Source organism: Bacteroidales bacterium (assembly GCA_029210725.1).
Taxonomy (GTDB): domain Bacteria; phylum Bacteroidota; class Bacteroidia; order Bacteroidales.
In genome coordinates, this window is the sequence record JARGFM010000040.1 from 1 (window position 1) to 22,922 (window position 22,922).

The window sequence follows — 22,922 nt, forward strand, 5'->3', positions numbered from 1 at the left end:
ACAGTATATCAATTATAAGAACGAGAAACCGTTGAACCACTTAAAATATGCGTTGGCTTCTTAATAGCACAACGGGTTAACTATTTTCTGATTATAAGAATCTTATTCGGACAGGCAATCATAAAGGGTCCAATCCCTGCAAGTAAGGGTTATCTTCTTAAAACTTAAAAGAGGGGGCGCGGGCCCCCTCTTTGTATAAACATATTTAATCCTTAAGATTAGCTAGTCGATCTGGTCTGCTTCACTCAGCATATCGTTCGCATCAATCTCATACTGAGGAACTCTCAGGTTGAACCTGTAAGATCCTGCGTCAAGATCGGTGACCTGGCAGAGTGACGGATCATGATCCCTTCTGTCAAGCGGTATGTTCCAGCGTTTGATATCGAACAGGCCAAAACCCTCTCCCCAGAGCTCGATCCTTCTTTGAAGCCGGATGGCCTGGATCAGTTCATCGCCGCTCAGGCTGATGGAGCTGCCCGGATCCCGGGCTTCCAGAATCGCATTGATTGCAGACAGAGCTACCACTTCCTGACTGGCTTCCGCTGCAGCTTCCGCTTCGATCAGGTACATTTCGGCAGCCCGCATCATGATATAATCAGCAGCCCAGGAAGGAGTTCTGTACTTCACGGAAACATAAGTGGGTATGGGGGTACCCCATGGATCGAACCAGGTTTCGTCCGCGGGATCCACAAAAAGGGCCTTGCGGATATCCGTAGCCGGGATCGTATCATACAAATAAGCAGGTATCTGCTTCTGCAGTCCCAGACTGGAATAGGAGAGCCGGGTGGGATCCATATGGCTGAAGAAGGAGGCGTAAATAGTACTCTGTTCCTCATTAATGTCAAAACCCCACATCCATTCGCCAACGCTCACATTATTAAATCCTCCGGTCAATTGGGCGTTACTCATTAAGGAGTACCCTTCCCTGGCAGCCTTAGCCGCAGCAATGGCCGTGGTCCAGTCCTCCATATTCAGTGCAGCGCGGGCCAGAACTCCCTGGGCCACCTGTACATTAATGTAGGACTTTGCCGGACGGGAAATGCCCGAACTGGTGAACAGATCAATGGCATCTTCCAGATCGTTGACAATACTGGCATATACCTCACCCACAGAAGAAATTGGTAAATGCTCTTCCGTGGATTCCAGTTTCAGGGGAACACAGGGGGCATTTTCATTGCCTGCATAGGTAGGTGCATGAAACTGGGCCAGCCAGAGATAGGCATGAGCCCGCACGGTCAGAGCCTGGGCCTTGATCCAGTCCCTTTCTGTCTGATCCCCCTGCACGTCATCAATCATCTCAATAATCACATTGGCATTGTAAATAATGTCATAGTTGAGATTGTAAGAGATACTGGCAGTGGTATTATCCGTAACCTGTCCGCGACCGGTATAGTTATAATCACTGATAAACCAGCCATAACCACGGGAGTATACTTTCATATCGTGACCCATCAGGTCGGCCTTCAGGCCCAGGGTTCTGTAACCCCAGTCGTCGTGGCGCCTGTTGCCCAGCTGGTTCCAGCTGTACATCCAGCGATAGACCCCGTTAATGGCCACTTCGGCACCCTGGACGGTCTCGAATATCACATCTTTTGAAACTGCATCGGTGGGAGCAGTATCCAGGTACTCCTCGGAACAGGAGAACATCAGCACTGCCGATAAACCGATTAACAGATAAGAATTTATCCTTTTCATATTATCATAATTTACGTTGATTAAAACTTAACATTCAAACCGACCGTATAAGTTTTGATCGGCGAATACTGAGTTGAAGCAGTTCCACCAAAATTCTGCCTTGGATCCATACCGGGATTTGTGGTCCAGATATAGAGGTTGTCCGCTGTAACAAATACCCGGAGGCCGCTGGCTCCGATCCTGCCGGCCAGATTCTGGGGAAGGTTGTATCCCAGAGTGATGTTCCTGATATTGAAATAAGTAGCATCGAACAGGAAGCGGCTGGAGGTATACCTCAAATCGGTATTTCCGACTTCCACCCGGGGAATCATATCCGGATCATAGGAAACCTGGTCTCCATCGGTATTGGTCCCTGTGGGCAGTCCGCTGGTCGAAAGAGGCTCGGTCCATCCGTCAAGAATATCCTCGTGCCAGGCAAAACCCAGGTCCCCTTCCCGCATCAGCCACTGGTAGTTATAATCCATAAACTTGCCTCCCAGGGAGTAAGTCAGGAAAATAGACAGGTCAAAGCCTTTGAACTGGAAGGTATTGGTAATCCCCCCATAGACGGTGGGAATGGAAGTTCCCAGGTAGTACCTGTCGGCATCGGTCGGATCATCTGTGAGCAACCTGTTTCCGGTCAGTACAGGTTTTCCGTCCTCGCCGATCATGTCATTTCCTTCACCGTCCTGCTCAACCTCATCCTTCCAGTAGAGGGCGGCTCCGGTAGCTGCATCGGCCCCGGCATATTCCCAGGTAAAGAATTCGTAGATGGATTTTCCGACCATCAGCTTCTTGGATCCCTGGATAATCTCCTCCTGGGGAAGTTCAGTAATCTTGTTCTTATAGTGAGTAATATTTATATCGAAGTTCCAGCGGAAATCATCCGTGGCAATAATGTCCGCGGAAAGGATGCCTTCAACCCCCCTGTTCTCCATACCACCAATGTTCTCCCACTTGGTATCGATACCCAGTGAACGGGGCTGGGGTACTTCAAATAAAAGGTTTTTTGAGCTTCTTACGAAATACTCAAAACTACCGCGTATTCTTTTGAATATGGCGAATTCAACCCCGGTATTAAAGTTGCCATTCTCTTCCCACATCAGCTCCTGGAGTTCCAGGGAATTGGCCAGGGCTCCGGAAAAGGAGGCATTGTCGTTACCCAGACCGTAGAGACCCTGCCAGGGGTAAAATCCGATCCCGTCGTTGTTTCCCTGTACCCCGTAGGAGGCCTTCAGTTTCAGCGTATTGATCCATCCCGCCTGCAGGAAGCTCTCTTCACTGATTCTCCAGCTACCTCCTAAACTCCAGAAGGTACCCCAGCGGGTATCGGGATGGAACCTGGAAGAACCGTCGGCACGGATACTGGCCGAAATATAATACCTGTCCGCATAATCAAAGTTCACACGTCCCAGGAAGCTCTCGATCCGGTCGTTGTTCTCGTAAGAATTTGATCCCTCACCGGTGGCGGCAGGAGCAAGTTCCCGGATGCCCTCAAAGGGAAATCCGATCCTGGTGGCAGTCAGGTAATTAAACTGATAGAGATAGTTTTCATGGCCTGCCAGCACATCGATCGTGCTCTGACCAAAGGCCCGGTTATAAGTAAGCAACTGGTTAAAGGTGGTTACCAGCCTTCTGCCATAGTTCTTGGTGATCCGTCCATATCCGGCAGCATCGCCATAAGTGGAATTCTGATAGGTGGTTCCGGAAGCGCCATTAAAGTCCACACTCAGGTTGGTCCTGAAATTCAGACCGGGAAGAATGGAGAAGTCCGCAAAGGTCCGGGCCGAAACCGCATCCACCTGGGTGGATCTTTCATCCAGATTCAGAGAACCTGCCAGGTTGAAAGTCCCCGCATAGGGACGCAGACCGGGCACTATTTGATGATAGCCATCGTCAAAAGTCATTTCAGCGGATCCAAAATCAAAGAGTTTATTTCCGTCCGAGTCCCTAATCACCTGTCCGGCATTTGCCGAATTCCATGTACCATATTGGTATACAGGGAAAATTGGTGCCATGACCCTGGAGAAGAAGAAAGGATTAGAGGTGGTGGAATTACCATCACTGAAGTTATTGGTGTTGTAAGTCACCGCATTGGTGGACAAACCGATTTTCAGCCACTTCTTTACCTGCGATTCGGCATTGACCCTTCCACTGTAACGCTGCATGCTGGAGTATTCCATAAGTCCCTGCTCATCCAGGTAGCCCAGTGAAATGTAGTAGTTGGATTTTTCATCCCCGCCGGTCACATTCACGTTATAATCCTGCTTATTGGCAATCCGGAAAAGCACATCTTCCCATTCGTTGGGATAGAGCAGAACAGCACTTGGGTTTAACTTACCATCCGTACCAATAAGCTGGGTGGGATTAATGTTATATGCATTGTAGTTCCCCAGCTGGGCAACGGTATTAATGCTGTTCCCTCCTGCATCCCGGCCATAAGAGGCAATCTCGGCTGCTTCCTGCATGGTATAGCCGGATCCGTAAACCAATGAATTCCTGTAAGCTTCCCAGGTTTTCTCATAATGGTCTTTCTGGCCCAGCCTTGGATACTCATCAATAGCCCTGTCCGACCATCCGTGGCGGACTTTAACTTCCAGTTCCATCTTTCCTGATTTTCCACGTGTGGTGGTAATCACGATCACCCCGTTGGCGCCCCTGGCACCATAAAGGGCTGCAGCGGTAGCGTCTTTCAGAACCGTGATGCTTTCAATATCGTCGGGATTGATGGAGTTAAGGTTTCCACCATAAGGCACCCCGTCAACCACATAAAGAGGATCGCTGGAGGCATTGATCGAACCAATACCGCGAATCCGGATGGTTGCGTTTGATCCGGGCTGTCCGGAGGCAGTGGTAACCTGCACCCCGGCAGTGGCGCCTTCCAGCATTTTTGAAACCGAAGTTGCCTGGATGTTATCAATTTTATCAGTGCCAATGTTTTCCGCCGACCCGGTAAAAGAGGCCTTTTTGGCAGTACCATAGGCAACGACCATGACTTCATCGATACCCACGGCATCGGTTTCCAGGAGCACATCCACCACAGACTGGCCATCCAGGGCCACTTCTGCAGTCCGCATACCCACAAAGCTAAAGATGAGGGTGTTAGAAGATTCGGGTACAGTAATTGAATACTTCCCTTCAAAATCTGTAACTGCACCAATGGTGGTTCCCCGAACCACTACCGAAACACCTGGTAATGGCGTTCCGTCATCCGCACTTGTTACAGTTCCGGTAATCAGTACACCCTGTGCATACAAGAAAGTACCTGCAAACACAAAAAATGCTAAAAGCATTGTTAATCTTTTCATAGATTAAGGTTTTAGGTTTATACTAAGTTAACACGCTCTACTTTCAAAAATCAAAACTATGAAAAAAAAATTAATTCTTTAACAATGATTAACAATTCCGGCATTTGTAAACACTTGAGTACACTTGAAAAAAACTCCCTGATCAGAGCCTGCTTACACCTCCTTTGCGCATGTTCATTGAAAGTGCGTGCAGTTTACATGCAAAGGACATGAAAAGCATCAATAGGTGAATACTCTGTTAGTTAGCGTATTACCCGAACCCGAGACTCTGACTATAAAGCTGCCGCTGAATGGGAAAGGAATCTCATTGTGTCCGGGTTCCAGGGTTTCGATGCTGCGTAATTTGCCCAGGAAATCGTAAATATGGAGCAGAGCCTGATCACTGGTATGATTCAGGACCACCAGGTGTGAGTTTAAACCGGTATAGACACTGTAATCCTGATTCTCCTGATCAATTTCAATTCCATCCTCTTCATCCTGGATATATTCACAAGCTTCACGATTACTTACTCCAAGGGTGTATAATCCGGGAAGATGGGCCACAAACTCAGGTTCCCTGGCCATCTGACTCTCCAGGGGCCATCCATCGCGGTACCACTGAAAAGAGCTGTAATCTGAAGAATTGGATACCGCCAGCAGTTTGTAGCCTTCGTATTCACTATCCGACACGCGGACTACCGGCGGATCGGGAAGCGGTGAAGTCAGATATAGTTTGTTCGACTGGCGGGAGCCGCACTTATTGGTCGCATTTACGAAAATAAAACTCGCTTCCATGCCCACCCTGACCAGAACCGTATCCCCCTCTGAACCTCCCTCTATGCTCCAGTCGTCGATGGTAGTCCACTGATAAGAGTGCGCTTCAAGGGGATTCACGTAAAACTCCTGTTCTGATAAGGCACAGGGACTGTCACGGCTGCTCAGGATCTGAGTCTCCGCCGGCACTCTCTTTACATCTATGGAAAGGTTCAGGGTATCTCCAAAGCCGCAGGCATTCCGCAGCTGCACACGGATAAGTCCCGGTTCATATCCCGGAATGTACTCCAGGGTATGACTGATGCTGGTCCCCAGCCAATCGACCGGCAGAGACCATTTGTAAGTGGTCCCCGGCAGGCTGTCCACCTCGATCCATGTGGGCACAGCGGCACAGGGCATGGTATCTGCCTGGAAATTAGTCAAAAATGGTACTGTATCCAGTGGTGTGAGTTCGACCATTGAGACCGGACCGGACCCGCAGCGGTTAAACACTTCCACATGTAAAAGTCCCGGTACAGGGCCTACGTTCAGGTAAGCTCCATCCGCAATCAGGCTGTCTATAAACCAGCCCTCCGGCGGAGCCCACAGATAATCGACACCGGAAACCCCGGATGCCAGATAGAGGCTGCTGGTTCCGTTACAGGGATAGAGCTCTCCCTGAATATGTGCTGTTTCTTCAGGGGCGCTTGTACAATACAGGGCCCGGAACCCCGGGTATTCATTCTGACTGTCGGACCGGAACCTGACAAAGAGCTGTCCGGAGCTTGAATTAAACTCGAGAGTCTCCGTATCCGGGGATCCGTCCAGAGTGGCTAGCAGGGGTGCATTTTCATCAGCCCCGTCATAGATAGTCAGGAGATCATTTGCTTCCTCGGTATTGAAAAAGTCGAAATAGAGGGTGACCGGCAGACTGTTCTCCGGTTCAATAATCCATGCAACATCCATATCCGGAAGATACTCCGGGGCAGAGCTAAGTTTAAACTCCCCGTTGTTTGCCGTGAGTTCATTCAGACCCGAAGCGTAATATTCGTTTCTCAGTCCCGAGAATACTATGGAAAAGTCCTGGCTCTCCCCCGACAAGCTTTCCTTGTGGCTTACGATCACCTCATAAAAGCCTTTCAGAGGGAGCTCCTCCAGAACCTGCTCCACATTATCCAGAACATTATCTCCCCGGATGGCCGCCCTGTCAGGATGAAGGGGATCCAGGATAAACGCCTGTATTTCCTTTCCGTCCACCAGGCGTACCACTCTCAGATCCAGATCATTCACAAGCATTCTCTTTACGGGATCGAGCTCTGCGGCGGGAACAATTCCTTCAGGATCGGTCCAGCAGATGCTTACTTTAATGGGTTCCTCCCCATTGGAATATAAGCTCAGCCGGTACTCCCCACCCTCCGGAAGCGTGGCCTCCTGCAAGCGATCGTAGCGCTCGTCCGAGATCAGATTCACAGCATTCAGGGTATTCATCAATCCCCATCCGTACTTGTAATCCGGTCCCGGTACCCCTGCGTCATCGGCCGTATGCAGCACCAGTCCCTTCAGGGATGCTGCATTCAGGTAGGATCCATAAAGATCTGCATGATGTTGCTGTATCAGGGCCAGCGAACCGCTTACGTTCGGGGCCGACATGGAGGTCCCTGAACTGTTCCTGTAGTCCTCGTCACTCTCTGAATAGGCCGAAAACAGCCGGTCTCCATTGGCAACCAGGTCGGGTTTAATCCGGCCATCATCGGTGGGACCAAAGGCGGAAAAACTGGTGATCATTACGTTTTCCCTGCCGGTATATCCCAGGGGCATATCCCGGACAGCTCCCACGGTAAGAATATTTTTGGCCGTACTGCTTGGGCCCATGGTGTCGAAACCCTCGTCCCCTCCGTCCTTATCTCTGACCACCGGGGAAACAACCCAGGCGCCGTTTTCCCAGACATAGTGTTCGGTCCCCGGAGAAGGGCCCTCTCCACGGTCGTTCCCGGCCGATTTCACGATCAGGTAATCCGGATGCCTTCGGGCAATCCGGTCATACTCGCGCGCATCGCGATGGTAAAACCCAAACAGGTAATCCTCTTCCCCGCTGATGGAAAGATCCCCCCACCATTGCCAGCGTTCCTGGTCACTGTTATAATCCCAGCCTGCAATCAGGCCGTAGGAGTGATTGGATATCAATAACCCCTGAGAGGCAGCTGCTTCCATTTCCTGCAGGTCCTGATCCCAGTCATAAGCTTCAATAATGACCTTCCCGGCCATTCCTCTGGCCGAGGCATTCAGTCCACTGGCCCCGATAGTCCCGCTCACATGGGTCGAGTGGCCCGCCACCTCGTCTGAACCATCCAGGATCAGTGCGCGGCTGTCAAATTCCACATGAGTGCTTCGGTGTACCCCCCCGTCCCAGACCCCGACGACCACACCGGAACCATCCAGATGGTAAGCCAGACCTCCTTCTGTCCAAACTCTGTCCGTGGACAGAGTCCTGGCAGCCATCAGGTTATGGGTGGTGAGAAATTCAGGTTTCATCCGGGCATTAAAGCCGCGTATCGCTACAATCCTTCCATCGGGATAGATCTGTTTACTTAGCAGCTGAAGGCTATCCGCACTCCGGAGAGTCTGCTTTCTTTCAGGTGCGGGCTCTATGAATCCGATTTCTGAACGCCTCTCTTCTGCAGAGCCCTCACGGATCAATTGAACCTGTCCCTTTGCCAGAGTCAATATCCCCAATAACACACCGGTATAAATCAGTCGCTTTCCCACCATTTTTTTTTGCCAGCACAATAATAATACCAAATATGCCATTACCGAAAGGATCGGGGCAGAAAGTGATTTATCTGGAGTATATTTTATCTTCCACCCGCTTCAGTATCCTGTTTCGGATGCCGGAAGACTGCCTGATCAGCTCCGCACCTTCTTTTTCCATTTTCGCAACTTCCGGGTGTTCTTTTATACCTCCGGCGTTGATCTGCACATTGAGCCAGGCACCCTCTATGCAGGCATGTATGGCCAGGGCACCCACCCCGGCATCCGTTACACTGTTGGGATTCCCGTTCTCAACCATGGCCTCCGCCACTTCAAACCCTGAAAAGGCCATCTTCATCACCTCAAAGGGTACCTGAATGGCGCGTAAGGTGGCTGCTTCAATGGCTTCCCTCCTGCGTTCCTGCTCCTCCCCGGACTTTTTGGAAAGACCATAGGCTGCCATAATTGCCTCAAAGGCCCTGGTATCTTCATCCACCAGTTGCAGGAGTCGCTCCTGGATGGCCTTTCCTCGTTCGGCCCATTCAGAGAACTCTTCCCAGCGATCGTCCCATCCCCTCTTGTGTGAAGAGAGATTGGCCACCATGGTGGCCAGGGCCGCACCCATGGATCCCATGCAGGCACTAACAGATCCTCCGCCGGGTGCGGGAGATTCGGAGGCCGTCTCCTCCATAAAGGCCCTGAGGCTTTTATCTGCCAGGCACGTGCCATCCTCCTTTTTCATCTGGTATTCAATGATTTTCTCCCGGGGATCAAAGGGCTCCAGTTCGTCGAGCCCCATGGATTTAACGGCTATCTTGATTAATTCCCGGTCCGGTACTCCCGTGGAGCGCTTCTGCTTTTTCAGAAAATAACGGCCCGCATCGAGCATGGCCTTCAGTGGCACCAGTCCGACCAACTCGGAACCGGTAACCCGTATGCCCCGCGCCTCAGCCTTCTTACATACCTCATCAAAGGCCACATGAACAGGAGTTACCGAAATATTAGTCAGATTCATGGAAATCTGAGCCACCCCGTACTCCTCAATAAACCAGCCAATGGCCTTGACCTCCTTCAGGGAACCGGGGACCATAACCGGTGTTCCGTCTGAATTCGTTACGATCCTGCCCGTCAGGGGATCTCCCTCCCTGAGGGTGCGTCCCCGCTCTCTTACATCGAATGCAATGGAATTTGCCCGTCTGGTGGAGGTGGTATTGAGGTTGATATTATAGGCAACCAGGAAATCCCTGGCACCCAACGCAATGGCCCCGGTGCGCGGAACGAACTGAGCTCTGCCGTAATCGGGTTTCCACTCCGGATCCTTCAGTTTCTCTTTCAATCCTTCATATTCGCCGGATCGCACACTGGCCAGGTTTTTCCGGTCCGGATGTATTGCCGCATTCTCGTAGCAATAGACCGGTATCCCAATCTCATTTCCTATCCTTTCGGCCAGTTGACGGGCATAGGTCACCGTCTCCTCCATAGAAATCCCGGACACAGGAACCAGAGGGCACACATCCGTGGCTCCGAACCTGGGATGCTCGCCCTGGTGCTTACTCATGTCTATTAACTCCGAAGCCCGTTTAACTGCCAGGAAGGCAGCTTCCACCACCGGCCCGGGCGATCCCACAAAAGTAACGACGGTGCGGTTTGTGGCTCTCCCGGGATCCACATCCAGCAGCTTCACACCTTCTACTGATTCCACCTGATCGGTGATCCGCCGGATCACTTCCATATCCCTTCCCTCGCTAAAATTGGGAACGCACTCTATTATCTGCTCCATAAAACTTATTGAATTTTTCCGTTTAAGATCACTTTGTTTATCTGGCTGCTTCCATAGCTATAAGGCATAAAGCCAAACCCGGGCATAGGTACTGTAAGGATCAGGTTGGCCACCTTGCCCGGGGTGATGGAGCCATGTGTCTTCTCCAGTCCCAGGGCATAGGCTCCGTTTCGGGTAACAGCGTTCAGCACTTCATAAGGAAGCATTTTCAGCAGCATGATCCCCAGTGACATCACCAGCTCCATATTCCCCGAAGGAGAAGATCCCGGGTTAAAATCGGATGCCAGGGCCACGGGAAGTCCGGCCTCAATGATCTTTCTGGCCGGGGCATAAGGCATCCCCAGGAACAGGGATGCTCCCGGGAGCAGGGTGGGCATGGTAGCACTTCCCTTTATGGCTGCCAGCTCCTCCTCCCCCACAAACTCCAGGTGGTCCACCGAACGGGCCCCGTATTTTACACCCGCCTGCACTCCACCTGAGAAGTCCAGCTCATTGGCATGTATTTTAGGAGGCAGTCCATATTTCACCCCTGCCTCCAGGATCCGTTCCGTCTGATCCACGGTAAAAAACCCCCGGTCGCAGAACACATCCACAAAGTCGGCCAGCCCCTCCTCTGCCACAGCGGGGATCATCTCGTCGATGACCAGCTGCACATAAGCGTCGGGATCCTTCTTAAATCGGGCCGGAAACGCGTGCGCTCCCAGAAATGTGGAGCGAACGGTCAGATCGGTTTCCTCCGCGATCCTCCTGATTACACGGAGCATCTTCAGTTCATCCCGCAAGTTCAGTCCGTACCCGCTTTTGATCTCCACAGCTCCGGTTCCCGACCGGATGATCTCCCTGGCCCTGGGAAGCGACTGGGCGAACAGTTCATTTTCTGAGGTAGCTGATAATAGCTTTGCCGAGTTCAGGATCCCTCCTCCCCTCCGGGCGATCTCCTCGTAACTTAATCCCCGGATCTTATCCTCATATTCCAGTTCCCGGCTCCCTGCATAAACCAGGTGGGTATGTGAATCGCAGAAAGCAGGCATCACAATACCCCCGCGGCAGTCCAGCACTTCATCATCCGGGAATGGAATTACCTCCCCCTCTCCGAAGCAGGCAATGTTCCCCTGTTCGATAACCAGCCAGGCATCCTGCAAAGCATCCACAGAGGCCATCGCTTTACCTGCAACCCAGGCGTCCGGCTCATGATCGACCACCAGCAGGCTGCCAATATTTTTCAGGACTAGTCTCACACCACGAAGATATGAAATTGACAGCGCTCCATGAATGTTATAGAGCAATCTTACTTCAGCAGATAGGCGATGGCCACTCCCAGGTAGTTCCCTATGGCGTAGCCGATGACTCCGATAATCATCCCCGGTATCACCACTTCCTTGTTGCGAATGGCAGCTGCCACAACGGGTACAAAAGGCGGAGAGTTGGACAGCGCTGTGGAAGTGATGATGTAATCGTCCACATTGATTCTGAATATCCATGAAAGAATGGCATGCAAAACCAGCGAGCCTACAATCACCAGGGCAATATAGAGCAGGAGGTTTGCCATCAGGTGTATATTCTCCACATTGAACAGGGATATCAGGTCTGCCTTGGAGGCCACAATAATGCAGAACACATAGATAAAGTACATTCCCAGCTGGAATGAGCTTTTAATCCGGTTAATAGCCGGAATCAGAGAAGCTGCGATCCCCAGAGTGGTTACCGTCAGAACGGCAGCCGTATCTTTGGCATCCCCCGTGAAAAGAAAGGTGGTCCCGTAGCCAATCCCGAAAATCAACAGGGCCACGCCAAAGGCTTTGAGAATACCCAGAAAGTTATTTCTCCTGAAAAAACCCTCGTAACTCTCAAAATCCGACACATCAAGCTCGTCGCGGAGCCCTATTTCCCGGTCCTTGCCATACGACCGCAGAAACAGACCAAAAAGAGGCTTGGCCCCGGTGATCAGAAAAAGCAGGATCAGTGCCCCGATCACCAGTTCGGCCGTATGCGTCAGAATATAAAGTTCCTCCTCCACAGCCAGTGCCCGGGCGATGGCAGCCAGGTTTGGCGTTCCCCCGGTGTATACTCCAATCATCATCCCCGAAATCTTCCAGATCTCCGGAATACTGTTCCTGAATACAAAGAAGCCCACGAAAACCAATACGACCACCGATGCCACACCCAGCAACAGGGAAATAAAGGTGGTTTTGGCCATCCTGGCCCATTTTACAACGTTTTCGGAAAAAAGTACCAGTGGGATTCCCAGGAGGATGGTCACTCCCATTATATCGCCCTGGGTACCCAGTATGGAATCAGGGATAAGATGGATGTTTCCCATCACCAGTCCGATTCCGTAACAGAACACCACAATACCAATTTTATTAATAATGGAAAACTGGGTGCTGTAGTAAAGAAGAAATGCTGGAATAAGGAAATAGCTGGCAATAATGATTGCGCCCATAGGATTCAGCTTTTAGCTCAGCTCCAAAAATAATCAAAAAGCCGAAAGTCAAAAGCTGATGATTATTTTTTTAGCTTACTCGGGACAATCCTTAAAGCTCTTTTCATATTGCTCAATGGCCCTGAAACTCATACCCATGCTGGAGAACCCCCCGTCATGGAAAAGGTTCTGCATGGTCACTTTCCGCGTCAGGTCGGAGAACAGCGTGATACAGTAATTTGCACAATCGGCTGCAGTCGCATTCCCCAGAGGAGACATACGCTCGGAAAAATCCTCCAGCTTGTCGAAGCCATGCACCCCGCTTCCTGCAGTGGTGGGGGTGGGAGATTGAGATACAGTATTGATACGGATCCGCCTGGAGCGTCCGTACATATAGCCAAAACTCCTGGCGATGGATTCCAGGATGGCCTTGGCATCGGCCATGTCATTATATCCGGCAAAGGTTCTCTGTGCAGCTACGTAAGAGAGAGCAACCACAGAACCCCATTCGTTAATGGCATCCAATTTCCTGGCTGTGCTTAAGACCTTATGCAGTGAAAATGCAGATATATCCAGGGTTTTGTGGTAGTAGCCGTAATTCAGTTCATCATATTCCAGGCCCTTTCTTACATTGGGCGACATACCGATGGAGTGCAGTACAAAATCGACTTTCCCGTCCAGGATCTCCATGGATTTCCGGAACAGATGATCCAGGTCCTCGAGGCTGGTGGCATCCGCAGCAATCACCTGGGAACTGGTCTTCTCGGCCAGCTCGTTGATGGTCCCCATTCTTAATGCGATAGGTGCGTTGCTAAGAACAATCCGGGCCCCTTCTTCATGAGCCCTCTCAGCCACCTTCCAGGCTATGGATTGTTCATTCAGAGCTCCGAAAATGATCCCCTTTTTTCCTTTCAGTAAATTATAAGCCATGATATTATGATTTGAATTTTATTTTCTGCCCTAATAACAATTGAAGGTATACTTTGTGCGATCCATACCTAAATACGAAGCAGTACGCGGGCATTGGAAAGTGCCGCTTCAGTAAGCTCTTCTCCGGACAACATCCGGGCAATCTCAGTAATACGCTCCTCGCCGTGTAACTTACGGATCCTGGTATAGGTGGCATCACTGGTATCTTCCTTGTAGACCACAAATTGTTCGGCTCCCCTGGAGGCTACCTGGGGCAGGTGGGTAATGGCTATCACCTGCCTTCCCCGGGCCAGGTGGTTCATGATGCCACCAACTTTATCGGCAATCTCACCGCTGACCCCGGCATCTATTTCGTCAAAGATCAGGGTCGGCATCCCTTTCCGGTCCGAAACCATGGACTTGATGGAGAGCATCAGCCTGGATACCTCTCCGCCGGAAGCCACTTTGGAGATTTCTTCAAGCGGCAGCTGCTTATTGGCAGAAAACAGGAATCTGACCTGGTCCGATCCATGTTTGTCATAGGTGCTGGTTTTCACCAGCTCCACCTTAAACCTGGCATTGGGTATCCCCAGTTGCCAGAGTTGTTCAACCACCTTCTGCTGCATTTGTCCGGCACTCGAGCTCCGTTTCCCATGCAGTACCCCGGCCTCTTGTTCCAGGGCATGAAGCAGGGCAGACTGCTCCTTCTTCAGCTTTCCGATCCTTTCATCAGAAAAGCTCAGGGCATCGATCTTTTCGCCCAGTTGATCCCTCAGCTCAATTAACTCTTCCAGTTGCCGCACCCGGTGTTTCTGCATCAGGCCAAAGAGCAGGTCCATCCGCTCCCTGAGTTGCTCCAGTTCACCCGGATCCAGTCCCGTTTTTCCGGCCTCGCTCTCCACTTCTGAAGCAAGATCTTTCAATTCTATGTATGCCGACTCCATCCTTTCAGCTAGAGCTCTGGAAGGAGTATAGAGGGGTGAGATCTTCTGCATCTGGCTTAGTGAGGAACGCAACCTGTCGAGGATACCGCTGTCTTCCTCAGCAAGATGTCCGGCCGTCTCAGAGAGTGCGGTACGGATCTCTTCTGCATGTTCGGCACGCTGCAGATCGGCTTCCAGACCGGCCATCTCTCCTTCCGTCAGTTGTGCCGACTCCAGTTCCTGGAAGAGAAACTGCATATACTCCAGTTCCTCCTTCAAGGCTGCAGTCTCCCTGCTGACCCGTTCCAGTTCCCCGCTAATCTCCGTATAAGCAGCAAAGGTCTTCCTGTAGCGGGCCAGCTCCTTTTCTATCCCTGCCATATGATTTATCACCTCCATCTGATACAGATGATCATTCAGCCTCAGGTTCTGATGCTGGGAATGGATATCTACCAGCAGGCTCCCCACCTCCTTCAGGAGGGGCAGATTAACAGGCGAGTCATTGATAAAAGCCCGGGACTTCCCTCCGGGGGCTATCTCCCTCCTGATGGTGGCAGGCTCTTCGTAATCAAGATCGTTAGCTTCCATGATCTTCCGGACTCCCTCTCCAGGCAGAAAGGTTCCTTCGACAATACATTTGGCATCCTTGAGTTTTAGCACCGAAGTATCTACCCGCTGTCCCAGAATCAGGGACAAAGCACCCATCAGAATGGATTTCCCGGCACCGGTCTCCCCGGTAATGGTAATAAACCCCGTGGAAAAATCAAGCTCCAGGTGGTCAATCAGGAGATAGTTCCTTATATAAAGAGATTGGATCATGCGGGCTGCTAAAGTGTTTGATCCAGAATAGCCTTATACTTATTGGTATTGGGTTTGTCCACCTCGGTAAGGATGAGATGGGCCCTGTTACGCTCCTCGGGATAGGATTCCGAATAGAGATTTACGATCTCATCCACCTTACAATCGAAAATCAGACGCAAAAGATACATATAGGGATCCGGCTTGCTCCGGTATACCTCCTGTAAGAGCTCCAGGCTGTTGGTGATTTCCGCTCTTCCCTCGGCAAGCTTTTCATCCATGACATCCAGACCGAGCCTGTGGTAACGGTAGTTAAACTCCCTGACCCTCTGATATTCAGAATCTATCATATCCTTGACCAGCCAGTATCGGCTTTTATGGGCGATATCATCCATGGGTTTCCAACCGGATTCCGGTGCATTTTGTGCATTGAGCACGATTCTTTCGGCATTGTTAAAATAAGGGGTGCCCCCATAGAGAGAGAAGGTGTCGTAGTCGAGCCCCAGAATAAAGTAAGCGTAGAAGGAGAGAATGGAAGTAAGATTGGAAAGATGAGAGTTGAGGTCAAACTCCAGGGGCGAGAACTCCACATACCTGAAGCGGATATCGTTATCCACGAAATTCATGGTGGTGGTATAATAATTGGTATTGAATACGGGCCTGCGGACCTGGATGGTCAGAGTGCCCCTGAAATCATCTGCAGACAACTGTTCGGTAATATTAAACATCAGGTTGCATTCGATCCGCTCCTCCATGGTGTACACGTGATTGGTCCACACCCGGTTATTCATAAACTCGAAGATGGCATTCTGCATGGTTTGAAAAACCTGTTTGTTGGTCCCCTGTATCTGCTGACTTACCACCTGCACATTGCACCTGAACTCCTGAGCATGCAGATTCACAGCAAACAGGAAAACAGATAACAATAGTCCGGCCTTACGCATTTTCCATCATATTTACCACCCGCTGCACCAGGTCAGCTGCAACCTGCTCTTTGGGTTTCAATTCATACTTCTCCGCATTCCCCAGACGGTCGATCATGGTTACCCGGTTGGTGTCGGTTCCAAATCCTGCTCCCTTGTCCTTCATGGAATTCAACACAATCAGGTCCAGGTTCTTCTTCTCCAGCTTCTCTCGTGCATGTTCCAGTTCCTGATCGGTCTCCAGTGCAAATCCCACCAGAATTTGTCCGGCCCTCTTTCTGCTTCCCATCTCCCCGGCAATATCCCGGGTAGGCTTCAGTCTGAGGGTCCACTCATCCTTCCCTCTTTTCACCTTGCCCTGAGATACGAATACAGGAGTGAAATCAGAAACAGCCGCATTAAACACGGCCACATCCATCTTTTCCATCAGGGCACTGCACCTGTCAAACATTTCACCCGCCGAGGTCACCCGGATAATTTCAAGGCCTTCTGCAGAGCTGTTCAGGCTCACGGGGCCGCTTACCAGGCTTACCTTTGCTCCCTCGGCTGCAAATGCTTCTGCAATGGCAAAGCCCATCTTTCCGGAGGAATGATTACCAATAAAACGAACAGGATCGATGTTTTCGTGTGTGGGTCCGGCTGTTACCAGGACCTGTTTATTCAGAAGTTTTTTTTTTGAAGGCCCTGATTTGATCTGCCTGATGTAACGGATAATATTTTCCGGTTCCTCCATCCGTCCCGGACCTTCCAGCCCGCTGGCCAGTTCACCCTCTCCAGGCTCAATAAATAAGACCCCGTATCCCTTCAGAATATCCAGATTACGTTGTGTGGAGGGATGCCGGTACATATCCATGTCCATGGCGGGTGCCACTACCACAGGACAGCGGGCCGACAAATAGGTCGTTACCAGCAGATTGTCGGCCACCCCGCCGGCCATTTTGCCCAGGGTGGTGGCCGTCACGGGAGCAATCAGCATCAGGTCAGCAGAAACGCCCATCTCCACATGACTGTTCCAGTCGCCCCCTTCCGAACTGAAAAAATCGGATAAAACCGGCTTGCCTGACAGGGATGAAAATGTGACAGGACCCACGAATTCCCTGGCTGCCGGAGTCATAATTACCTGCACCCCGGCTCCTTCTTTCATAAGAAGCCTGAGCAGATAAACGGCTTTGTAAGCAGCAATACTGCCCGTTACACCAAGAATAACACGTTTTCCTGCAAGATCCATCAGGAAGATTTTGGGCTATTGTTCTTCTATTTCAGGGGCCTCATTGATCCTGAAATATATCTGATCGTCTGTTAATTCCTGAAGAGAAATCAGGGAAGGCTTTGGTAATCTTTCGAAGAATTTGGAGATCTCGATCTGCTCGGGATTCTCAAATACTTCTTCCAGGTTATCGGTATAAGAGGCAAACTCCTCCAGCTTCCTGTTCAACTCCAGTTTCATCTCCTCGCTGATCTGGTTAGCTCTTTTGGAGGCCACCATAACCGTCTCATAAATGTTATCGGTTCCAACATCCAGGTCATTCAAATCCCTGGTCACTGTAGTCAGTGGCGCCTTCGTTTTTTTGTAATCCATATGCTTATGATTGCTTATTATGATTTTCTAAAAAATTGGTGGAGGATTCATACATCCTTTTGGCCTCCCTGCTGTTTGGACCTTCGGGGAATTCTCCAATATAACTGTAGTACTCATCCACTGTGGTCTGAAAACGCTCCGCCTGCTTACTGGGTATGCTGTTATCAGCCAGGAGATAGGTAGACTTTAAGATCAGGAACATAAGCTCTTCCCGGTATTTGGTTTCCGGATATTCAATCAGGCTGTTGCGCAGGGCCAGAATGGCCGATTTATAATATCCCAGATCATAATATAAACGGGCACTGATAAAGGATTTCTCAACCAGCTTATCGCTCATTTCCGTAATAATCTCCTGGCACTCGCTAATCCGGTCAGAAGTGGGATATTTGACCATGAACATCTGCATGGCAGTGATGGTTTTGTAAGTATTTGCCTGGTCCAGTTCGGGCCTCGGCGACTGTTTGTAATAACAGTATCCGATCATAAAATCAGCCTCTTCCAGGTAAACGCTGCTTGCATAAGTCGACGAAAGTTCACTGAAATAATAACCGGCCATCATATAATCGCGTTGCCCGTAATAACTTTTTGCCTGGAAATATTTGACCGTATCGGCCTTGGTGGTCCCTCTGAAGATATTGTCCACCTGATCGAGCAGGGTAGCTGCCTTGGCATATTCCCCCTCCTCATAGAACTGGACCCCTACTTCGTACTTTTTCTGAAAGTCTCTGCTTTTCAACAACTTATCATACTCTCCGCATCCACTCAGGATCCATGCGGCGGCTGTAAACAGAAGCCCAAAAACTATCCCCTTTTTAAACATTGCGCAAAATTACAATTATTGAGTTAATAATAAAAGAGTTGAGCATTTTTTTTGCAATAAGCTTTTTACAAAAATCATACCGGTTTTATTGCCCGGACCAATCTGAAATTTTCCCGGCAGATTATGAGTTGATTAGCATTTGTATCCACCCAATGAAAAAAAAACTAAATTTGCAGTTTAATCCTTAAAACTTATATCTGTGGATATTTTTGAAAGAATTACCAAGAACAGAGGCCCTATCGGGCAGTATCAGAAGGCGGGACACGGCTACTTTGCCTTTCCCAAACTGGAAGGAGAAATCTCCGCGCATATGAAATTTCGCGGAAAAGAGGTGTTAACATGGAGCCTGAACAATTATCTCGGACTTGGAAACCACCCCGAAGTAAGAAAAACGGATGCTGCAGCTGCAGCTGAATATGGAATGGCCTACCCCATGGGGGCCAGGATGATGTCGGGCCAGACCCGCAAGCATGAGGAACTGGAGCGTGAGCTGGCGTCTTTTGTCCAGAAGGAAGACGCTTTTCTGCTGAACTATGGTTACCAGGGCATGGCATCGATCATCGACGCTCTTACCACCAGGAATGATGTGATCGTCTACGATTCAGAATCGCACGCCTGTATCCTGGATGGTATGCGCATGTCGCTGGCCAAAAGATATGTGTTTCCCCACAACAACATGGAAAATCTGGAGAAGCAGCTCGAACGCGCAGTAAAACGCGCCGATCAGCAGGGCGGCGGTGTGCTGGTTATCTCGGAAGGGGTTTTCGGAATGGCCGGAGACCTGGGAAACCTGAAGGCGATTTGTGACATGAAAGACAAGTTTAAATTCAGGCTGCTGGTGGATGATGCCCATGGTTTCGGGACCATGGGGGCCACCGGAATGGGGACCGGAGAACACTTTGGGGTCCAGGATAAAATTGACCTCTACTTCTCCACCTTTGCCAAAGCCATGGCCGGGATTGGCGGATTTGTTGCCAGTGATACCGATGTGGTGGATTACCTGCGTTACAACATGCGTTCTCAGACCTATGCCAAATCCCTTCCCATGCCTATGGTGATCGGTGCACTGAAAAGGCTCGAGATGCTGAAATCCATGCCGGCATTAAGAGAGAGGCTCTGGAGCGTGGTCAATGCCCTGCAATCGGGTCTTAAAGAGGCCGGGTTTGATATCGGTGCCACGCAATCGCCGGTTACACCGGTTTATATGCGGGGCGGAATTATCGAAGCCACCAACCTGATCCTGGACCTGAGGGAAAATTACAACATCTTCTGCTCCATGGTCATTTACCCGGTAGTGCCCAAGGGAGATATCCTGCTGCGGCTGATTCCCACCTCCATGCACAGCCTGGACGATGTGCACGAAACCATCCAGGCCTTTACCGAGTGCCGGACCAAGCTGGAAGCCGGAGAATACAAATCGGATACTTTCCAGGATATTTCCGCACTGCGCGTGTAGGAATCCCGAAACTGAATAAATCAAAAAAAGAGGCTGTATCAAAAGGTACGGCCTTTTTCATTATTCAAGCTCCCCCAGGTAGCGCTCTGCATCCAGGGCAGCCATGCATCCTGTTCCCGCTGCGGTAACCGCCTGGCGGTAGGTATTGTCCTGCAGATCCCCACAGGCGAAAATCCCGGGAACATTGGTTTTGGCAGACCCCGGAACGGTCTGGACATATCCCACTTCGTCGGTTTCCAGAAATTCCTTGAAGATATCTGAATTGGGCGTATGCCCGATGGCCAGAAAGAATCCGTCAATATCTATCTGAAGGGTCTCCTCATTTGCCTCTCCTTTATTCTTGTATAGCTCCAGTCCGTTTACCACCTGATCGCCCAGGACCTCTTTGGTCTGATGCTTCCAGAGCACTTCAATATTCCTGGTGTTGAACACCCTTTTCTGCATGGCCTTGGACGCTCGCAATTCATCCCTGCGTACTATCAAATAGACCTTTTTACATATGCCGGCCAGGTAGGTGGCCTCCTCAGCCGCAGTATCTCCTCCGCCTACAACCGCGACCACCTTATCCTTATAGAAAAATCCGTCACAGGTGGCACAGGCCGACACGCCATAGCCCTTGAACTTCTCCTCCGACTCCAGCCCCAGGTATTTGGCTGTGGCCCCGGTCGCCAGGATCACACTGTCGGCCTCGATCAGCGTGTTGTCATCAATCACCACCTGCTTGACCTTTCCGGAGAAATCGACCCGGGTGGCCATTCCGAAACGGACCTGGGTGCCGAAACGCTCCGCCTGCTTTTTCAGGTCTTCCATCATGGCTGTCCCGTCGGTACCCTCCGGGTAACCGGGAAAATTGTCCACCTCCGTGGTTGTGGTCAGCTGTCCGCCCATCTGCATCCCGGTATACATAACCGGATTCAGGTTGGCTCGGGCGGCATAAATGGCCGCCGTATACCCTGCAGGTCCGGATCCCAGGATCAGGCACCTCAGATGTTCAGAAACTTCAAGTTCTTTTTTGGGGCTGGCAGGTTCCTCGGAACTGCTCATAGGCTTAAATAAATCCATTGTATTATTTTATATTTTATAAATAATTTATATTATATATAACTTATATGCATTATAAGAAATATTCTTATTCATATTGGTCGTACACAGACTCTTCAAATTACAAAAATTCCCCCTTCCCCGATCAAATACAATACCAAATCCGGATTTATGTGGCCTGCTTTTCATTCCCGGACAAACTTACAGTCAACATCTTGATGAAACCTGCATATGATGACGGTATGACAGCGTATTATTTCCTTTCAAATGAGTTAAGAGTATTTGCCAATAAGAAATGAATTATTACTTTTGCACCACTATTGATCGGGGTGTAGCTCAGCCAGGTTTAGAGTACTCGTCTGGGGGGCGAGGGGTCGGTAGTTCGAATCTACTCACCCCGACCACAAAGGACTTCCTTCAACTTCCGAGGGGAGTCCTTTTGTTTTACCCTTTGCATGCATGGTTCCCAGCATGCAAATAGTAAAGCCTCCATCGCTCATTTTTCTTTTGTTATTAATCAGGTCTTTCACATGAGTAAAATATTCCTTCCAATAGAATAGTGAAGCTCTCATAATTAAAGAATACAAAGTAATTCTCGAAAATGCAATCGAGGTCCCATTATCAGAGAAGTGCTTGAGAATTATTAAGAAGCAATCTTCAGAGTTGCGAGATGTATGAAGAATAAATCATCATTCTTTGTACTCAATAGTCAGATGGTTAGCCTCTGCCGGCCCAATCCAATATCTGCCATCAAATAAAGTCCTTTGATCTTTAGAAATGGACTTATAGCTTGTAAAGGATAGTATACATTCATGCGCTCCAGGAGAGAATGTCGGATAGGCTTTGAGGGAAACTGTTCTTGTTAAGGAATCTCCGCAGTTCAGTTTAAAATACCAGTCGGGACTCCAGGCAGGAACAGTTATATCCTTTGTGAGACTAGGTGTTAAGACTCCGCCTCCATCTAATCTGCGAAATTGTAAACCAAGGTTGAAGTGTTGGAAAACGTCATCGCCCACCTTGTTCGGGTCCATTACATACAGATTATCCTCATCTTTATTTAGCAGGGTAAATGTGTAGGTGACTATGGAAGTATCTCCATTTTCAATGGATTCAATTTCATTCAAAGTCAGCTGTAAGCCTTCGTGAAGAAGCTCCGCCTTATCAAGGGATTCCTTTATCTGGCTGTCGGACCGTTGATCTTCAGAAGGCACTATGAAATAGCCCTGCTGGATGACTAATATGTCTTCTGGGTATAAGTGACTATAGCTTTTACTGATTCTGGGGAGGGGCCACAGCGTATTGGCATAGTCCCCTTCCAGGTAACCAACATACTGCTTTTCCCCCTCCGCAACTGCAACAAAGGGCCTGTAGCACCAGGCAGAGGGAAGTTCCGTTGCTATAGGATCCCCTTCAGGGATATGGTCATCTCGCTTACCTTCCAGATACATCAAATGGCTCGAGAAATCATATATCAGTAAGTCTTCATCTGATATCCAAGGTTGGGTTTGCAGCTCAAGTTCAGCAAGCTCCAGGCTGTCCAGTTTCGTTTGGTCCTCTTCGAAAATATCCTTAACCTTTAAATTTGTATCAGCCAGAAAGTATAAGGCAAAATCATAAAGCTTTGGAGCCTCGTCCGGAACAATCTCAGCTTCCTGCTCATTCTCAGTATCAGGATCATCTTCAATCTTGTCACAAGCTATGCAGATTGATAATGCTGCCAGTACAGTAATCCCTAGCGTGAGTTTATCACGAATTTCAATTTAAACAATTTCTTCAAGAGTTGAACGGGCTGAATATCAGTCAGATGTA

General features: G+C 49.8%; 16 protein-coding genes and 1 tRNA gene. 2 read left to right on the forward strand and 15 right to left on the reverse strand.

What is annotated here, in order from left to right:
* Window positions 1-222 precede the first annotated feature (222 nt).
* The 12 genes from P1P86_15260 to bamD form a co-directional block, all read right to left on the reverse strand.
* Window positions 223-1,695, reverse strand: coding sequence for a RagB/SusD family nutrient uptake outer membrane protein (locus tag P1P86_15260; GenBank protein MDF1576543.1), 1,473 nt, complete (start codon window positions 1,693-1,695; stop codon window positions 223-225).
* Window positions 1,696-1,715: 20 nt separating this feature from the next.
* Window positions 1,716-4,982, reverse strand: a complete 3,267-nt coding sequence (locus tag P1P86_15265; GenBank protein ID MDF1576544.1) for a TonB-dependent receptor — start codon at window positions 4,980-4,982, stop codon at window positions 1,716-1,718.
* A gap of 219 nt (window positions 4,983-5,201) precedes the next feature.
* Window positions 5,202-8,483, reverse strand: a complete 3,282-nt coding sequence (locus P1P86_15270; protein ID MDF1576545.1) for a S8 family serine peptidase — start codon at window positions 8,481-8,483, stop codon at window positions 5,202-5,204.
* A gap of 67 nt (window positions 8,484-8,550) precedes the next feature.
* The gene (ftcD, locus tag P1P86_15275) at window positions 8,551-10,242 is read right to left on the reverse strand and encodes a glutamate formimidoyltransferase (protein MDF1576546.1); all 1,692 of its coding nucleotides are present in this window, start codon (window positions 10,240-10,242) and stop codon (window positions 8,551-8,553) included.
* 5 nt (window positions 10,243-10,247) lie between these two features.
* The gene (hutI, locus tag P1P86_15280; protein MDF1576547.1) at window positions 10,248-11,480 is read right to left on the reverse strand and encodes an imidazolonepropionase; all 1,233 of its coding nucleotides are present in this window, start codon (window positions 11,478-11,480) and stop codon (window positions 10,248-10,250) included.
* A 50-nt stretch (window positions 11,481-11,530) separates the two neighbouring features.
* A complete protein-coding gene (locus tag P1P86_15285) occupies window positions 11,531-12,685 on the reverse strand; it encodes a DUF819 family protein (protein ID MDF1576548.1) in 1,155 nt (384 codons plus the stop codon).
* A 75-nt stretch (window positions 12,686-12,760) separates the two neighbouring features.
* Window positions 12,761-13,594: an SDR family oxidoreductase gene (locus tag P1P86_15290; protein ID MDF1576549.1), complete on the reverse strand. Its 834-nt coding sequence runs from the start codon at window positions 13,592-13,594 to the stop codon at window positions 12,761-12,763.
* Window positions 13,595-13,662: 68 nt separating this feature from the next.
* Window positions 13,663-15,315 (reverse strand): DNA repair protein RecN, encoded by a 1,653-nt coding sequence (gene recN, locus P1P86_15295; protein MDF1576550.1) that lies wholly within the window; start codon window positions 15,313-15,315, stop codon window positions 13,663-13,665.
* Between the two features lie 8 nt (window positions 15,316-15,323).
* On the reverse strand, window positions 15,324-16,238 hold the full coding sequence (locus P1P86_15300; GenBank protein ID MDF1576551.1) for a DUF4835 family protein: 915 nt from the start codon (window positions 16,236-16,238) through the stop codon (window positions 15,324-15,326).
* On the reverse strand, window positions 16,231-17,445 hold the full coding sequence (coaBC, locus tag P1P86_15305; GenBank protein ID MDF1576552.1) for a bifunctional phosphopantothenoylcysteine decarboxylase/phosphopantothenate--cysteine ligase CoaBC: 1,215 nt from the start codon (window positions 17,443-17,445) through the stop codon (window positions 16,231-16,233). The genes P1P86_15300 and coaBC overlap by 8 nt, the downstream gene beginning before the upstream one ends.
* 15 nt (window positions 17,446-17,460) lie before the next feature.
* Window positions 17,461-17,796, reverse strand: coding sequence for a DNA-directed RNA polymerase subunit omega (locus P1P86_15310; GenBank protein ID MDF1576553.1), 336 nt, complete (start codon window positions 17,794-17,796; stop codon window positions 17,461-17,463).
* 4 nt (window positions 17,797-17,800) lie between these two features.
* On the reverse strand, window positions 17,801-18,616 hold the full coding sequence (gene bamD, locus P1P86_15315) for an outer membrane protein assembly factor BamD (protein ID MDF1576554.1): 816 nt from the start codon (window positions 18,614-18,616) through the stop codon (window positions 17,801-17,803).
* Between the two features lie 199 nt (window positions 18,617-18,815).
* Here bamD and P1P86_15320 point away from each other — a divergent pair, with 199 nt between their 5' ends.
* Complete coding sequence (locus tag P1P86_15320; GenBank protein MDF1576555.1) at window positions 18,816-20,072, forward strand: aminotransferase class I/II-fold pyridoxal phosphate-dependent enzyme; 1,257 nt, start codon at window positions 18,816-18,818, stop codon at window positions 20,070-20,072.
* Window positions 20,073-20,132: 60 nt separating this feature from the next.
* On the opposite strand, the gene trxB is transcribed toward P1P86_15320, so the two are convergent.
* Window positions 20,133-21,116, reverse strand: a complete 984-nt coding sequence (gene trxB / locus P1P86_15325) for a thioredoxin-disulfide reductase (protein ID MDF1576556.1) — start codon at window positions 21,114-21,116, stop codon at window positions 20,133-20,135.
* Between the two features lie 322 nt (window positions 21,117-21,438).
* Here trxB and P1P86_15330 point away from each other — a divergent pair.
* A tRNA-Pro gene (locus P1P86_15330) sits at window positions 21,439-21,517 on the forward strand.
* Here P1P86_15330 and P1P86_15335 read toward each other — a convergent pair.
* Together P1P86_15335 and P1P86_15340 are read right to left on the reverse strand one after the other, a co-directional pair.
* A complete protein-coding gene (locus P1P86_15335; protein MDF1576557.1) occupies window positions 21,506-21,685 on the reverse strand; it encodes a hypothetical protein in 180 nt (59 codons plus the stop codon). The two genes, P1P86_15330 and P1P86_15335, sit on opposite strands and share 12 nt — an antisense overlap.
* A gap of 117 nt (window positions 21,686-21,802) precedes the next feature.
* Window positions 21,803-22,564 (reverse strand): hypothetical protein, encoded by a 762-nt coding sequence (locus P1P86_15340; GenBank protein MDF1576558.1) that lies wholly within the window; start codon window positions 22,562-22,564, stop codon window positions 21,803-21,805.
* Window positions 22,565-22,922 lie beyond the last annotated feature (358 nt).

What these genes read in the sequence shown, in the direction of transcription:
- P1P86_15260 (MDF1576543.1), bottom strand. Translation starts at nt 1,695, where the DNA reads ATGAAAAGGATAAATTCTTATCTGTTAATCGGTTTATCGGCAGTGCTG.
- P1P86_15265 (MDF1576544.1), bottom strand. Translation starts at nt 4,982, where the DNA reads ATGAAAAGATTAACAATGCTTTTAGCATTTTTTGTGTTTGCAGGTACT.
- P1P86_15270 (MDF1576545.1), bottom strand. Translation starts at nt 8,483, where the DNA reads ATGGTGGGAAAGCGACTGATTTATACCGGTGTGTTATTGGGGATATTG.
- ftcD (MDF1576546.1), bottom strand. Translation starts at nt 10,242, where the DNA reads ATGGAGCAGATAATAGAGTGCGTTCCCAATTTTAGCGAGGGAAGGGAT.
- P1P86_15285 (MDF1576548.1), bottom strand. Translation starts at nt 12,685, where the DNA reads ATGGGCGCAATCATTATTGCCAGCTATTTCCTTATTCCAGCATTTCTT.
- P1P86_15290 (MDF1576549.1), bottom strand. Translation starts at nt 13,594, where the DNA reads ATGGCTTATAATTTACTGAAAGGAAAAAAGGGGATCATTTTCGGAGCT.
- recN (MDF1576550.1), bottom strand. Translation starts at nt 15,315, where the DNA reads ATGATCCAATCTCTTTATATAAGGAACTATCTCCTGATTGACCACCTG.
- P1P86_15300 (MDF1576551.1), bottom strand. Translation starts at nt 16,238, where the DNA reads ATGCGTAAGGCCGGACTATTGTTATCTGTTTTCCTGTTTGCTGTGAAT.
- coaBC (MDF1576552.1), bottom strand. Translation starts at nt 17,445, where the DNA reads ATGGATCTTGCAGGAAAACGTGTTATTCTTGGTGTAACGGGCAGTATT.
- P1P86_15310 (MDF1576553.1), bottom strand. Translation starts at nt 17,796, where the DNA reads ATGGATTACAAAAAAACGAAGGCGCCACTGACTACAGTGACCAGGGAT.
- bamD (MDF1576554.1), bottom strand. Translation starts at nt 18,616, where the DNA reads ATGTTTAAAAAGGGGATAGTTTTTGGGCTTCTGTTTACAGCCGCCGCA.
- trxB (MDF1576556.1), bottom strand. Translation starts at nt 21,116, where the DNA reads ATGAGCAGTTCCGAGGAACCTGCCAGCCCCAAAAAAGAACTTGAAGTT.
- P1P86_15335 (MDF1576557.1), bottom strand. Translation starts at nt 21,685, where the DNA reads ATGAGAGCTTCACTATTCTATTGGAAGGAATATTTTACTCATGTGAAA.